This window comes from Devosia sp. ZB163, from assembly GCF_028613635.1.
GTDB lineage: Bacteria > Pseudomonadota > Alphaproteobacteria > Rhizobiales > Devosiaceae > Devosia_A.
The window spans coordinates 346,085-360,301 of the sequence record NZ_JAQRMY010000003.1; the positions used below are offsets into that span (position 1 = coordinate 346,085).

The window sequence follows — 14,217 nt, forward strand, 5'->3', positions numbered from 1 at the left end:
TTCTCCTCACTTCTGGCCGTCAGGCTCTTGCCGTCCGTTGACTCACAGGATCGGGTATGCATATAACCGGCCGGCCGGTAAGTAATTATCCGCGGCGGTTGTGGCAAGCGTATCGTGATGCCAGATTGGCGCTGTTCGCAGGAAGCGGATGGCAGGTGAGGGGACGGACTGAACGATGAAGGCCCTGGTCGGCGTCAAGTGGGTGCTGGATTTCAGCGTCAAGGTTCGCCTCAAGAGCGACGGCACCGGCGCGGATCTTGCCGGCGCGCGCATGAGCATGAACCCCTTCGACGAGATCGCTCTCGAACAGGCGATCCGGCTCAAGGAAGCCGGAGCGGTCGATGAGATCGTTGTTGTCTCGGTCGGCCCACGGCCTGCAGCCGACATTCTGCGCCGCGCCCTCGCAATGGGTGCCGATCGCGCTGTGCTGGTGAGGTCCGACGCACCGGTCGAGCCACTCGGGGTCGCAAAGGCGCTCAAATCCCTGGTCGAGCGCGATGGCGCCGGTCTGGTCCTGCTGGGCAAGCAGGCCATCGACGACGACAACAACCAGACCGGACAGATGCTCGCCGCGCTTCTGGGCTGGCCGCAGGCGACCTATGCCGCCGAGCTGGCGGTCGAGGGCAACGTGGCGACCGTGACCTGCGAAAGCGACGATGGCCTCGAGACGGTCAGGCTCACCCTGCCGGCAGTGGTGACTGCGGATCTCCGCCTCAACACCCCGCGCCACATCTCGCTGCCAAACATCATGAAGGCCAAGAACAAGCCGCTCGAGGAGATCGCTCCGGAGGCCCTGAACGTCGACCTGCGGCCACGCCTGAAGGTCCTCAGGACCGATGAACCGGCAAAGCGCCGGGCCGGTGTCATGGTGGCCAGTGTCGATGAGCTGCTCGACAAGCTCCGGGGCGAGGCCAAGGTAATCTGAGGCAATGCAACAGATGTACGAGACGATGACGCGATGAGCATTCTGGTATTGGCCGATCACGCAGCAGGCGCCCTGCAGCCGTCGACGGCGCGGGTCGTTACGGCTGCACGGCAGATAGGTGGCGACGTCGTTCTGCTCGTCGCCGGCCAGAACTGCGCTGCCGTCGCCCGGGAGGCGAGCGCGATCGACGGAGTCGCCCGGGTTCTGCTCGCCGATGCCGACGCCCTCGCGCACCAGCTGCCCGAGGCGCTTGCAGCCCTCATCGCGGAGCTGGCGCCGGACTACGATGCCATCCTGGGGTCGTCCGGACTGGTTGCCAAGCGCTGCCTGCCCCGCGTTGCCGCGCTGCTCGATGTCATGCAGGTTTCCGAGATAATTGCCGTGGTGGCTCCGGACACATTCCGGCGCCCGACCTATGCGGGCAATGCGATCGAGACCGTCCAGTCGACCGACTCGAAGCGGGTCCTGACGGTCCGCACCACGGCCTTTGCGCCCGCTGGCGCTGGTGCATCTGCCCCGATCGAAACGATCTCGCCAGGACCATCCGGCGATACACGCTCGAGCTTCGTCGGTCGTTCGTCGACCGGCTCGGATCGTATCGAGCTCGGCTCGGCCCGTCGGGTCGTGTCGGGAGGGCGCGGGCTTGGCTCGCGCGAAAGCTTCGACAAGCTGGTCTATCCACTCGCCGACAAACTGCAGGCGGCGGTGGGGGCCTCGCGTGCGGCCGTTGATGCCGGTTACGTGCCCAGCGACTGCCAGGTCGGCCAGACCGGCAAGGTGGTGGCGCCCGAACTCTATCTGGCACTGGGCATTTCCGGTGCCATCCAGCATCTGGCGGGTATGCAGGACAGCAAGGTCATCGTGGCCATCAACAAGGATCCCGATGCACCGATCTTCTCGATTGCCGACTACGGCCTCGCGCAGGACCTCTTCGAGGCCGTGCCCGAGCTGATTGCCAAGATCGGCTGACTAGGGGAGGGCCGGGAGTGATGACAGAGCATTGCGATCATCGCCCCGTCCTTCAGCGTAACGGAGCCGGCGTTGCGGGCACTTGCGCCCCGGCTTCAAGTCAATCCGCGATGGTCGGGCGCCGATTGCGTCCGGCATCGCCGATCCGAACGGTCCAGGCGGAGTAGTCACAAGCCAAGGTCTAGTCGCTTAATACTCAGGGCCAATAGCGTCGGCCAACATTCTATATAATATGGAATGCGCCAGGACCGTGTTCACGTTCCTGAGCCAAAAAGGAGGAAAAGGTGGAGGAGTGCACGAAGAAGACTGTCACGGCGTGGGGCCCGTCGCTGATGCGGCTGACCGGTGCGGGCGTGGCGCTGACGACCGTATTGCTGGGGTCGGCCTGGGCGCAGGACCAGGTCGAGATTCGCATCATGGCCGTCGATTCCTATGCCAAGAGCTGGCAGGACAACCTTGTTCCCAAGTTCAACGAGGCATTCCCGAACATCAAGGTGACCATCGACGCCACGACCGGCGCGGAAATGCTCGCCAAGATGATGCTGGACGCGGTCGACCCCAACCCGGTCTACGACATCGTGCTGGCTGACGATCCGTGGGTGCCCCAGCTGGCCGAGATCGGCGCTCTCAAGGACCTCAAGGGGCCCGAGATCGCTGCCATGACTGATCCGGGCTACGACTGGGACGACTTCAACGCCACCCCGCTCGCCGCAGGCGAATGGAAGGGCGGCCAGTATGCCGTGCCGGTGCGCTCGAACATGCTGCTCATGTTCTACAACCGCGAACTCTACCAGAAGGCAGGCCTGCCCGAGCCGACCCCGGCACTCACCTGGGACGATTTCTTCGAGCAGTCCCCCAAGCTCTTCCTCGACACCGACGGGGACGGCAATGTCGACGCCTGGCCGTTCACCACCTTCTTCTCTCGTGACGTGCTGACGCCGACCATCTGGCAGACCATCCTCAATTCCAATGGTGGCCAGCTGCTCGACGAAAACGGCAAGCCGGCCTTCAACAACGAGGCAGGCGTCAAGGCCGCGGAAATGCAGAAGCGTCTGATCGAGATCGCCCCGCCGGGCGCGCTCGGCCACGGCTTCTCGGAATCGCTGCAGGCGTTCCGCCAGGGGCAGGCCGCTGTCATGTTCACCTGGGGTAGCGTCTACAAGGCGACCGCGCTCGATGCGACCATCAGCAAGGTGACCGATGGCAAGCTCGGTATGCAGACGCTGCCGGTCGGCTCCGTCAGCGGCGGCGCACATCGTGGCATCTGGAATGCCGGCATCATGGCCAAGACCCAGCATCTCGAGGAGGCCTGGACCTTCCTGCAGTGGCTGACGTCCAAGGAAGGCGAACAGGTCAACGTCTCGACCGTGGGCTCGTTCCCGGCGCGCAAGTCGACGCTCGCCGGCGAGCCGCCGCAGGAGTGGATGCGTCCGGTCTTTGCCACCCTGCAGCAGGCCTATGACGTGGCCGCAGAGGGCAAGATGTGGCGTATCCGGAGCCCCAAGTCGGACGCGACCCAGCAGATCCAGGCCGACGAGATCGCCCGCTTCCTCGCTGGTCAGGCGACGGCGGAAGAAGCTCTGAACTCGGCGGCCCAGCAGATCGAGGGCGTCCTCGAATAGGCAGTGCGCAGGCGTCGCGACGCCGTGCTGCCTCATCCCCACGAAGGCTGCGCCCGGACTTCCAAGTCCCCGGGCGCGGCCCAACCAGGCCCACACATGGCTGTTCGCGCCAGACGCTTGTCTGGCGTGGGAACAACCGAGGAACCCATGCGAAACAAAGCGATCATTGCCGAGGTTAAGACGCTCTCGGCCAACATCTCATTCCGTAACTATCAGTTCTTGAAGATCACGGCCGAGGACGGCACGGTCGGCTGGGCCGAGTTCGACGTCAACTTCGGCTCGCCCGGCGTCGCTCACATCATCAACGAGCTCAGCCATCGCCTGATCGGCCAGAGCGCGATGTACCACGAGTTCATCTTCGAGGATCTGCGCAACATGACTCGCCCCGGCTGGGGCGGCGTCATCGGCGAAGCGCTGGGCGCGATCGAGAATGCGCTGCTCGACCTCAAGGCCAAGTCGCTGGATGTGCCGGTCTACATGCTGCTGGGCGGCAAGGTTCGCGACAAGCTGCGGGTCTACTGGTCGCATTGCGTGTCCTATCGCCATGGACGGGCCAGTCACTACCCCGAGGACAAGCGCATCTACGACATAGACGGCGTGCGCAAGATCTCGCGCGAAGTGGTGGACCAGGGCTTCACCGCCCTCAAGACCAACATCTTCCAGTATGACGGCGAGGGCCGCATCTCGGGCTGGGGCCCGGGCATGGGCGCGCCCTACGAGCCGGGCCGCAACATAGAGCGCAAGACGATCCGCGACCTGCACCACCACCTGAGCACGATGCGGGAGGCCGCCGGTCCTGATGTCGACATCCTGATCGACCTCAACTTCAACATGCGCACCGAGGGCTACCTCAAGGTCGTCAAGGCGCTTGCCGACCTCGATCTGTTCTGGATCGAGATTGACACGATGGATCCCAAGTCGCTGGCCTACATCCGGTCGCAGAGCAAGCACCCGATCTCGTCGTGCGAGACCCTGATCGGACTGAACCAGTTCCTGCCCTATTTCGAGAATCAGGCAGTCGACGTCGCCATCGTGGATACCCCTTGGAACGGCGTCTGGCAGTCGATGAAGATCGCCGCGGCGGCCGCTGCCTACGACGTCAACGTCGCGCCGCACAATTTCTACGGGCATCTCGCGACAATGATGAATGCGCACTTCTCGGCGGCAGTGCCGAATTTCCGCATCATGGAAACCGACATCGACCGCATCGCGTGGGACCATGAACTCTTCACCCATGCGCCCGAGTACAAGGACGGCTACCTGATCGTTCCCGATCGGCCGGGTTGGGGCACCGAACCCAACGAAGCTGCGTTCGCCAAGTACCCGCCGAATCCCGCGCTGGGGCCGGCCAAGCGCACGACGCCCGGCTTCCTGACAATCTAGCTGGCCAACTGAAGTACCGAACGGACCGTCCGATGGTTGAAGTCAACGAAGCAGTCGATGTCGTCATAGTGGGTGCCGGAGCCTCCGCCGCAGCCTTTGCATGGAGTCTTGCCGAAACCGGTATGCGCATCCTCTGCGTCGAGCAGGGCGACTGGGTGAAGGCCGACTCCTTCCCCAGCGTCGGGCGGGATTGGGAAGAGCGCGCGGCAACCGACTTCGCCATCAGTCCCAACGTGCGGCGGCGACCGGAGGACTATCCGGTCAACGACGCGGACTCGCCCATCGCGGTGGCCAACTTCAACGGTGTCGGGGGAGGGACCATGCTCTATGCAGCGCACTTCCCCCGCCTTCATCCTTCCGACTTCCGCGTGAAAACGCTCGACGGGGTCGCCGACGACTGGCCTGTCGACTATGCGACGCTCGAGCCCTTCTTTGCGCTCAATGACGAGAAGATGGGCGTCTCCTCGCTGGCCGGCGATCCGGCCTATCCGCCCAAGCCGCAGGTCATGCCGCCCATTCCCATGGGCCGTTCCGGCGTGACCATCGGTCGGGCCATGAACAAGCTGGGCTGGCATTGGTGGCCCTCGGACGCGGCCATCACCACCCAGACCTATGCCGGGCGCGCACCCTGCATCAACCTGGGCCAATGCGGCTCGGGTTGCGCCCAGGGCGCCAAGGCCAGCACCGATGTGACCTACTGGCCCGAGGCCATGCGCGAGCGCGTCGAGGTGCGGACGCACTGCCGCGTCAGTCGCGTCGAGACCGATGAGAACAACCGGGCGACCGGGGTCTACTATTACGACGGCGACAACATCGAGCGCTTCCAGCCCGCCGAGATCGTGGTGATGGCTTCCAACGGCGTTGGCACGCCGCGGCTGCTGCTCAACTCGGCATCCGAGCGCTTCCCAAATGGGCTCGCCAACTCGAGCGGTCTCGTCGGCAAGAACCTGATGCTGCACCCCTATGCCCAGGTCCGCGGCTACTTCGACGAGCCGATGGATGGCTATCGCGGACCGCACATCTGCACCTGGAGCATGCAGTTCTACGAAACCGACCCGAGCCGCGATTTCGTGCGCGGCTACAGCTACCAGTTCTCGCGCGGCCACGGCCCGGTGACGGCTGCCGTCAACGGCATGGCTGACGGCCTCATTCCCTGGGGCGAGGGGCATCATGAGGCCTTTCGCTCAGTCTTCGATCACTCCGCCGGCATGGTCTCGATCTGCGAGGATCTGCCCGAGGAGATCAACTCGGTCACGCTCGATCCCAATCTGCGTGACAGCAACGGCATTCCGGCGCCGAAGCTGACCTATCGGCTGAGCGAAAACACGAGGCGCATGCTCGATCATTCGGTGGCGCGCGGTCGCGAGATACTGACGGCCGCCGGCGCGCGGCACATCACCTCGCGGTCGCCGCTGCCCTACGCGGGCTGGCACCTGATGGGAACGGCGCGCATGGGGACCGATCCCCGGCGCTCGGTGGTCAACGAATGGGGCCGCAGCCACGACGTCAAGAACCTCTTCGTCATTGACGGCAGCGTCTTCGTGACCAGCGGAGGGGTCAATCCGACTTCGACCATCCAGGCCCTGGCGCTCTACTTCGCCGACCAGGTGAAGTCGCGCATCTACGATCTGTTCGATTGAGGGGCCAGGCATGAGCACGAACGATCCATACGACTTTTCGGCCCGTGAGCGCGACATTCTGCGCATCGTCGTCGGGCATATCATTCCGGCCAGCGCCGCCTATGGCCTGCCCGGTGCCGACGATGGGGCGATCCTTGCCGACATCCTGCGCTCGGCCTGGCGCGAGGGGCGCAAACTCCATGAGGCCGCGGCCGAGATCGATGCGGCCTCGGGCGGCACGTTCGCGACGATCCCGACAGGGGAACAGGCGACCGTGCTGCAGCGCTTCCGCGAGCAGCATCCGGGTCTGGCCCGTGCCTGCGAGGTGGTCACGGCCCGCTGCTACTACCGCGACGACCGGGTCATGCGTTCGATCGGAATGGAAGTCCGGCCGCCGTTTCCGCTCGGCTTCGCGGTCGAGCCAAGCGAACTCGACCTGCTCGAGCCCGTCCGCCAACGCGGCAAAATCTACAGAGACGCGAACTAAGGGGAGAAGAATGGCGGACCTGACCGTTTCGTCAGCCAGACCGGCACGCACCGTTGCGACCTGGAACAAGCTGAGCGACCTGACATCGCGCTGGTCGTTCATGCTGCCAACGATCATCCTGCTGACTGCCGTACTGGCCTATCCACTGCTCTATGCAGTGCAGATCAGCTTCTCCAAGTTCGACCTCATGACCTTCGGTCCGGGCGACTGGGTCGGCTTCAGCAACTACATCAAGGTGCTGTCGGACTACCGGTTCTGGGACTCGATCCGCGTGACCCTGGTCTACCTGGCCTTCGCGCTGCCCATCCAGATCGCGCTCGGCTTCGGCATCGCCTATGTCATCAACGCACCCTGGTGGGGGCGCTCGGCTGTCCGCGCGCTCTTCATCATTCCGCTTGTGGTGGCCCCCGTCGTCGCCGGTGGCATCTGGCGCATGATCCTCGACCCGCTCTGGGGCCTGATGAACTGGGTGCTCGGGCTCGTCGGCATCCCGGCACTCGACTGGTTCGGCGATCCGAACCTCGCCATGGCGACGATCGTGATCATCGACGTCTGGCGGTGGACGCCCTTCGTCGTGCTCATCGCCACCGCGGCCCTGCTGTCGCTGCCCAAGGACGTGTTCGAGGCTGCCCGGATCGACGGCGCAAACTGGTGGCAGACCCTTTGGATGGTGGCGTTGCCACTGCTCGTGCCGGTGCTCGCCGCAACCTTCATCGTGCGCTGGCTCGGGGCGGTCAAGATGTTCGACATCGTCCTCGCGTCGACCTTTGGCGGACCGGGCAAGTCGACCGTGGTGGTCAACCTCTTCATCTACCAGGAGGCCTTCCGGTCCCTGCATTTCTCGGAATCGGCCGCCATGGCGATCATCGTCCTGGTGCTCACCATGATCATCACCGGAATCCTGCTCGGCCTCAGCCGCAAACTGGAGGACGTGCAGTGAGCACTCTTGTCCATCGACGTCGGTTTCGGCTGGGCCACACCGTGCGCGTGGTCTCGGGCGTCCTCATCGCCCTGCTGTTCCTGTTCCCGATCTTCTGGATGGTGCTGACCTCGTTCAAGCAGCAGGTCGATATCTTCGTCAGCCCTCCCAAGCTGATGTTCGAGGTGTCGTTCGATGCCTACATCAAGTACCTCGAACGACCCGACATCATCCACAAGCTGGTCAACACGATCATCGTAGCGGTCGGTTCGGCGCTGCTTTCGATCGTTGCCGGCTCGATGGCCGGCTATGCGCTGGCCCGGATCAAGCTCACGGGAGCCAACGCCATCGGCGTGCTGATCCTGCTGTCGCGCGGCGTTCCGCCGATCGCCCTGGCGGTGCCGATGTTCCTTGTGGCGCGCAAGCTCGGGCTCACCGACAAGCACATCACTCTCATCGTCGCCTATGCCACCTTCCTTATCCCCTACGTGATGTGGCTGATGCGCGGCTTCTTCCTCGCGCTTCCCAGGGAGCTCGAGGAAGCAGCGGTGATCGACGGCTGCTCGCGCTTCGGCGCCTTCATGCGGATCATCGTTCCGCTCTCGATGCCGGGCATCATCTCGACCTTCATCTTCTCGATGATCATGGCCTGGGAAGAGCTTCTGTTCGCCCTAGTGCTCACCAATCGTGACGCTACGACCATTCCCGTCGTCATCGCAGGTATCGCCGGAGATACAGATACCGGTGCGAACTGGGGTGCATTGACGGCGATGGGAACCATCACTGTGGTTCCGGTGGTGATAATTGCGCTACTAGTACAGAAGTGGCTTATCCAAGGCTTGGCAGACGGTACGACAAAATGACGGCCGGCGGACGAGTAACCGAAGACCTGAGCTGGCTCGACCTGATCAACAAGGAAAGCGTCGTCCTCACCAAGTCTCAACTGGCGCGGCGACACATCCAGAAGATGATCCTGTCGGGCGAGATTCGACCGGGCGATCGCCTGACCACGCGTGAGGTGTCGCAGGCACTCGGCATCAGCGAGACGCCGTGCCGCGAGGCGGTCAACAGCCTTGCGGCTGAGGGCTGGCTCGAGGTGCAGAGCCATGTGGGCGCGGTCGTTCAGGGGCTGCGCATCGACCAGATCAAGGAGATCAGCGCGCTGCGCGGGTTGATCTGCGAACTGGCGATCGAGCTCAACGCGTCGCGCTACGATGCCGACTTCCTCGGCCGGCTGGACGAGAATATCGAGCGCTCGTTCGCGGCGCTCGAGATCAACGACTTCGGCACGTTCGGGGCGCTCAACTATCAGTTCCACAAGATGCTCTGTGACGGCCCTGGCAGCCCCTACAGCTATCGCATCCTCGAGAACATGCTCGGGCTGATGTCGTCGCGACGACACGGGATTCCCGCCTACCGGGAGCGGCTTGAGGAGGCCATCCAGGAGCATTGCCAGATCCGGGATCGGCTCAAGTCCGGCGACTTCGAAGGCGCCGCCCGGATCGCCCGCCAGCACGAACTCAACACCGGCAAGTTCCTCATCCGCAAGATGGCCGAACTCGAGGAAGCCAAGGCCGGGACCTCGCCCTGACGTCATTCCCATGCCGCAGCGCTTCGCGGGGCAGCCCATCTGGTTGTCCGCGGTTGCGGGGTGGCCCTGTTGTTACGGAACAGAAACATGCGCAAGCTCGACAAGCACTATATCGGCGGCCAATGGGTGCCCTCCCGAGGCAAGCGGGAACACCCCATGGTCAATCCCTCCACCGAGGAGGTGATCGGCGCCGTGACCCTTGGCGATGCCGCCGATGTCGAGGCGGCCGTCGCGGCCGCCAGCAGCGCTTTCCCGAAATGGTCAGGGAGTCCCGTCGAGGAGCGTATCCGGCTGATCGAGCGGACGCGGGAGATCTACAAGCGGCGCCTCAACGAAATGGGTGCCGCCATCTCCGCAGAGATGGGGGCGCCCATCGACCTCGCTGGCGAGCGCCAGGCGCCGGCGGCCGCCAATCACATGACCAACTTCCTGCGCGTCATGGAGACGTTCTCGTTCTCCGAGCCCTTCGCCGACTACGCGCCTGACGATCGCATCCTGATGCAGCCGATCGGCGTCGTTGGCATGATCACGCCGTGGAACTGGCCGATGAGTCAGGTCGGCCTCAAGGTGGTCCCGGCCTTGCTCGCCGGTTGCACCATGGTGCTCAAGCCGTCCGAGTTCGCTCCGCTCTCATCGAACCTGCTTGCCGAAATCCTTGACGAAGCCGGTGTTCCGGCCGGCGTCTTCAATCTCGTGCACGGCGACGGCGCCGGCGTTGGAGCGAGCCTGTCGGCGCATCCGGGTGTCGCCATGATGAGCTTCACCGGCTCGACGGTCGCCGGGCGCGCTGTCATGAAGACCGCCGCCGACACGTTCAAGCGCGTGGCACTTGAACTCGGAGGCAAGGGCGCGAACCTCATCTTCGCCGATGCCGACGACAAGGCCGTCGAGCGCGGGGTGCGCCAGTGCTTCTCGAACAGCGGACAGAGCTGCAACGCGCCGACGCGCATGCTGGTCGAGCGATCCATCTATGCCCAGTCCGTCGAGCGTGCCCGTGAGGTGGCCGAGTCGGTCGTCGTCGGAAAGTCCGACGCTTCTGGCCCGCACATCGGCCCGGTGGTTTCCGGCCGGCAGTACGAACGCATCCAGGCCCTTATCGAGACCGCACTTGCGGAGGGGGCGAGGCTCGTCGCCGGTGGACCGGGCCGCCCGAGTGGCTTCAACAGCGGTTACTTCGTTCAGCCCACGGTCTTTGCCGACGTCACTCCCGACATGACGATTGCGCGCGAGGAGGTCTTCGGGCCGGTGCTTTCGATCATTCCGTTCGAGGACGAACGGCACGCCCTCGAAATCGCCAACGACACGCCTTACGGGCTCACCAACTATGTGCAGACCCAGGACCTCGAACGTCGGCGTCGCCTGGCGCGCCACCTGCATTCGGGCATGGTCGAGATGAATGGGCAGCCGCGCGGCGCGGGCGCACCGTTCGGGGGTGTCGGCTTCTCGGGCCTTGGCCGCGAGGGAGGCAAGTGGGGGCTCGAGGAGTACCTGGTAGTCAAGTCCGTTTCGGGCTGGAACTAGCGGGTCACCCGGTCACGTCTTCATGATGCCATGAGCCAGCATGTCGAAATAGTCGTCCGCGAACTCGACGGCGCGCCGCGCGCCCTTGGGATCGAACCAGCGCGTCATCCAGTTGAGCATCGAAAGCGCGCCCAGCGCCACCACGGCGGCATTGGCCTCGCGCAGTTCGCCGCTGGCGATGCCGCTGCTCACGATGCCGCGGAACAGGGTCTCGTACTTCTTGCGGATCGCCCGTTCCTCGTCGCTGACGACGCGATTGAGGCCGCCGAAGCCGTGCAGCAGCGTGACGTACTCGGTGTAGTTGCTTTCGAAGAACTCGGCATGGGCGCGCATCGCCGCCCGCAACCGCAGGGTTGCACTCTCTTCTTCGGGCGGCAACGCGGCGCCGACATGGTCGTGGAGTCGCTGCAACAGGTCGGTCACGATCGCTTCGTAGATCACCTGCTTGGTCGAAAAGTAGTGATAGACCGCCGCCTTGGAGACACCGACGGCGCTGGCAATGTCCATCAGCGAGGTTTCCGCGTAGCCGCGTTGGGCAAACAGGTTCGACGCAAGGCGCAGGATGGTCTCGCGCGGTGCATCCATCGAGGACGGTCGGCCAACTCGCCTGGGTTTCTGTGCCGACACGCCCTGTTCCTCCGTCGTCGTCCCGTCACCCCTGTTACACCAATCATCGTTGCGTCGAGAAGCATGCAAAGCCCCCTTGCCGGTAGGCCGCTAGCGGAAGTGGTTGAATCATGAACCTGCCGCTCGAAGGTGTCCGCGTGCTCGACCTGTCGCGGGTGTTGGCCGGCCCGCTCAGCGCCATGGTCCTCGCGGATCTCGGGGCCAACGTCATCAAGGTCGAACGCCCGGGCTCCGGGGACGGCACGCGCGACTGGGGCGTCGAGCTCGGTCCGCGTGAGAGCACCTATTTTCACGCGTTCAATCGCAGCAAGCGATCGGTTACGGCCGACCTGGGCAGCCCGGAAGGGCAGGGGCTGGTGCGTAGCCTCGTCGCGGAGGCGGACGTCGTGGTCGAGAACTACCTGCCCGGCACGCTCGAGCGGTTCGGGCTCGGCTATGAGGACCTGCGCGCGGTGAACCCACGCCTCGTCTATTGCGCCATCTCGGGCTACGACAGCGCCGGACCCGAGGCGGGACGCGCCGGCTATGACCTGGTGCTGCAGGGCGAAACCGGAGTCATGGCCACCAACGGCGAGGCAGACGGCGCGCCGCTCAAGCTCGGCCTGCCGGTCGTCGATCTGTTCACCGGGATGTACGCGGCGCAGGCCATGCTCGCGGCCCTGCTGCGCGCCCACCGGTCGGGCGCCGGCTGCCGGATCGATGTGTCCCTCGCCGATTGCGGCCTCGCCATGACGTCCTACTACGGCATCGAGGCCATGGTGCAGCGGGCCGAGATGCCGCGCTATGGGAACATGCATTCCTCGATCGTGCCCTATGGCGTCTTCAATGCCGCCGATGGGCCCTTCGTCCTGGCCGCCGGCACGACGGCGCAGTATTCCAAGCTCTGCATAGACATCCTTTGCCGTCCTGACCTGGCTGACGACGAGCGATTTGCCACCAACCTCAGTCGTGTCCGCCACCGCGCCGTTCTTCTCGATGAGCTCGGCCGGGCCTTCTCGGAGCGGGAACGCGATCGGCTGCTGGCACAGATGGCCGAATGCGGCGTGCCGGCGGGCCGGGTCGAGGGTCTGTTTGCGGCGCTGGACAGTGGTCGTGCCGAGGCGATGACGACTGTTCATCGCGAGCCGGGAAAGCCAGATGCCCCCGGCTTTCTGCCGCCCTGGCGCTTCGACGGTTCCCGCCCTCCGGCCCAGCGTCCTCCGCAACTCGGCGAGCATGATCACGACGTCCGGCAAGGGCTGTGGAAGACCTGAATCCAGGGGTCCAAGACACTGTGCGTGAACGAAAATAATTATTGACCGGCTGGCCGGTAAATATTAGATCGGTTGGACAGGCCAAGATGGAAAAGGTTGCCGCGATGTCGTTCGACTGGAGTGATCCCCTTCTGCTCGAGCACGAGCTGGATCAGGATGAGATCATGATGCGCGACGCCGCCCGGTCCTTCGCGCAGGATTGCCTCGCTCCACGCGTCAACCGCGCATACATGGACGAAGTGGTCGATCGCGACGTCTTCAACGAGTTCGGCGATCTTGGCCTCCTCGGCATCACCATCCCGGAGGCCTATGGCGGTCTGGGCGGCAGCTACGTGACCTACGGCCTTGTCGCCCGCGAGATCGAGCGCATCGACTCCGGCTATCGATCCATGCTGAGCGTCCAGTCCTCGCTGGTGATGTACCCGATCCATGCCTTTGGCACGGAGGAGCAGAAGACGCGCTATCTGCCGCTCCTCGCCCGCGGGGAGATGGTCGGCAGCTTCGGCCTCACCGAAGCCAATGCCGGCTCCGACCCTGGCGGCATGACGACGCGCGCGGTCAAGATCGAAGGCGGCTACCGCATCAGCGGCAGCAAGCTCTGGATCTCCAACGCGCCGATCGCCGACGTCTTTGTCATCTGGGCCAAGTCCGACGCACATGACGGCAAGATCCGCGGCTTCCTCGTCGAGAAGGGGACCAGGGGCCTGTCGGTCAACAAGATCGAGGGCAAGCTTTCGCTCCGCGTCTCGGTCACGGGCGAGGTCGTACTCGACAATGTCGAGGTCTCGGACGATGCCATCCTGCCTGGCGTCTCCGGCCTGCGTGGTCCGTTCGAGTGCCTCAATCGCGCTCGCTACGGGATATCGTGGGGCGTGATGGGGGCCGCCGAAGACTGCTGGCACCGGGCCCGGGCATATGGCCTGCAGCGGGTCCAGTTCGGCCGGCCGCTCGCTGCCACCCAACTCTTCCAGAAGAAGCTCGCCGACATGCAGACCGAGATCGCGCTCGGCCTTCAGGCCGGGCTCAGGGTCGGGCGCCTGATGGACGAAGGCAAGCTCGCGCCGGAAATGGTTTCGCTCATCAAGCGCAACAATGCCGGCAAGGCGCTCGATATCGCGCGCACGGCCCGTGACATGCTCGGCGGCAATGGCATCCAGATCGAGTACCACGTCATGCGGCATGCCCAGAACCTCGAGACGGTCAATACCTACGAGGGCACGCACGACATTCATGCCCTGATCCTGGGGCGCGCGCAGACTGGTCACCAGGCGTTCTACTGACGCAACCCGACAGGTGGATTC

13 protein-coding genes are annotated in these 14,217 nt (G+C 64.5%); 12 read left to right on the forward strand and 1 reads right to left on the reverse strand.

Annotation, left to right across the window (positions count from 1 at the left end):
* Positions 1 to 175 precede the first annotated feature (175 nt).
* The 10 genes from PRN20_RS15590 (at position 176) to PRN20_RS15635 (ending at position 11,036) form a co-directional block, all read left to right on the forward strand.
* Positions 176 to 925, forward strand: a complete 750-nt coding sequence (locus PRN20_RS15590; protein ID WP_273958464.1) for an electron transfer flavoprotein subunit beta/FixA family protein — start codon at positions 176 to 178, stop codon at positions 923 to 925.
* Positions 926 to 958: 33 nt separating this feature from the next.
* Positions 959 to 1,894: an electron transfer flavoprotein subunit alpha/FixB family protein gene (locus tag PRN20_RS15595; protein WP_273958465.1), complete on the forward strand. Its 936-nt coding sequence runs from the start codon at positions 959 to 961 to the stop codon at positions 1,892 to 1,894.
* 284 nt (positions 1,895 to 2,178) lie between these two features.
* Positions 2,179 to 3,516, forward strand: a complete 1,338-nt coding sequence (locus PRN20_RS15600) for an ABC transporter substrate-binding protein (RefSeq protein ID WP_273958466.1) — start codon at positions 2,179 to 2,181, stop codon at positions 3,514 to 3,516.
* 147 nt (positions 3,517 to 3,663) lie between these two features.
* Positions 3,664 to 4,899, forward strand: coding sequence for a mandelate racemase/muconate lactonizing enzyme family protein (locus tag PRN20_RS15605; protein ID WP_273958467.1), 1,236 nt, complete (start codon positions 3,664 to 3,666; stop codon positions 4,897 to 4,899).
* 32 nt (positions 4,900 to 4,931) lie between these two features.
* Complete coding sequence (locus PRN20_RS15610) at positions 4,932 to 6,539, forward strand: GMC family oxidoreductase (protein WP_273958468.1); 1,608 nt, start codon at positions 4,932 to 4,934, stop codon at positions 6,537 to 6,539.
* A 10-nt stretch (positions 6,540 to 6,549) separates the two neighbouring features.
* On the forward strand, positions 6,550 to 7,005 hold the full coding sequence (locus PRN20_RS15615) for a hypothetical protein (protein ID WP_273958469.1): 456 nt from the start codon (positions 6,550 to 6,552) through the stop codon (positions 7,003 to 7,005).
* Between the two features lie 10 nt (positions 7,006 to 7,015).
* On the forward strand, positions 7,016 to 7,945 hold the full coding sequence (locus PRN20_RS15620) for a carbohydrate ABC transporter permease (protein ID WP_273958471.1): 930 nt from the start codon (positions 7,016 to 7,018) through the stop codon (positions 7,943 to 7,945).
* Positions 7,942 to 8,787 (forward strand): carbohydrate ABC transporter permease, encoded by an 846-nt coding sequence (locus PRN20_RS15625; protein ID WP_273958472.1) that lies wholly within the window; start codon positions 7,942 to 7,944, stop codon positions 8,785 to 8,787. Before PRN20_RS15620 ends, PRN20_RS15625 begins: the two co-directional genes overlap by 4 nt.
* Positions 8,784 to 9,515 carry a GntR family transcriptional regulator gene (locus tag PRN20_RS15630; RefSeq protein ID WP_273958473.1) on the forward strand — a complete coding sequence of 244 codons (732 nt, stop codon included), beginning with the start codon at positions 8,784 to 8,786 and terminating at the stop codon, positions 9,513 to 9,515. The genes PRN20_RS15625 and PRN20_RS15630 overlap by 4 nt, the downstream gene beginning before the upstream one ends.
* An 87-nt stretch (positions 9,516 to 9,602) precedes the next feature.
* A complete protein-coding gene (locus PRN20_RS15635) occupies positions 9,603 to 11,036 on the forward strand; it encodes an aldehyde dehydrogenase family protein (RefSeq protein WP_273958474.1) in 1,434 nt (477 codons plus the stop codon).
* A 12-nt stretch (positions 11,037 to 11,048) separates the two neighbouring features.
* Here PRN20_RS15635 and PRN20_RS15640 read toward each other — a convergent pair whose 3' ends face one another.
* On the reverse strand, positions 11,049 to 11,663 hold the full coding sequence (locus tag PRN20_RS15640) for a TetR/AcrR family transcriptional regulator (protein ID WP_273958475.1): 615 nt from the start codon (positions 11,661 to 11,663) through the stop codon (positions 11,049 to 11,051).
* A 110-nt stretch (positions 11,664 to 11,773) separates the two neighbouring features.
* Between PRN20_RS15640 and PRN20_RS15645 the strand changes: the two genes are divergently transcribed.
* Both PRN20_RS15645 and PRN20_RS15650 read left to right on the forward strand, forming a co-directional pair.
* Positions 11,774 to 12,916 (forward strand): CaiB/BaiF CoA transferase family protein, encoded by a 1,143-nt coding sequence (locus tag PRN20_RS15645; protein ID WP_273958476.1) that lies wholly within the window; start codon positions 11,774 to 11,776, stop codon positions 12,914 to 12,916.
* Positions 12,917 to 13,002: 86 nt separating this feature from the next.
* Positions 13,003 to 14,196, forward strand: a complete 1,194-nt coding sequence (locus PRN20_RS15650) for an acyl-CoA dehydrogenase (RefSeq protein WP_273958477.1) — start codon at positions 13,003 to 13,005, stop codon at positions 14,194 to 14,196.
* The last annotated feature ends 21 nt before the right edge of the window (positions 14,197 to 14,217 follow it).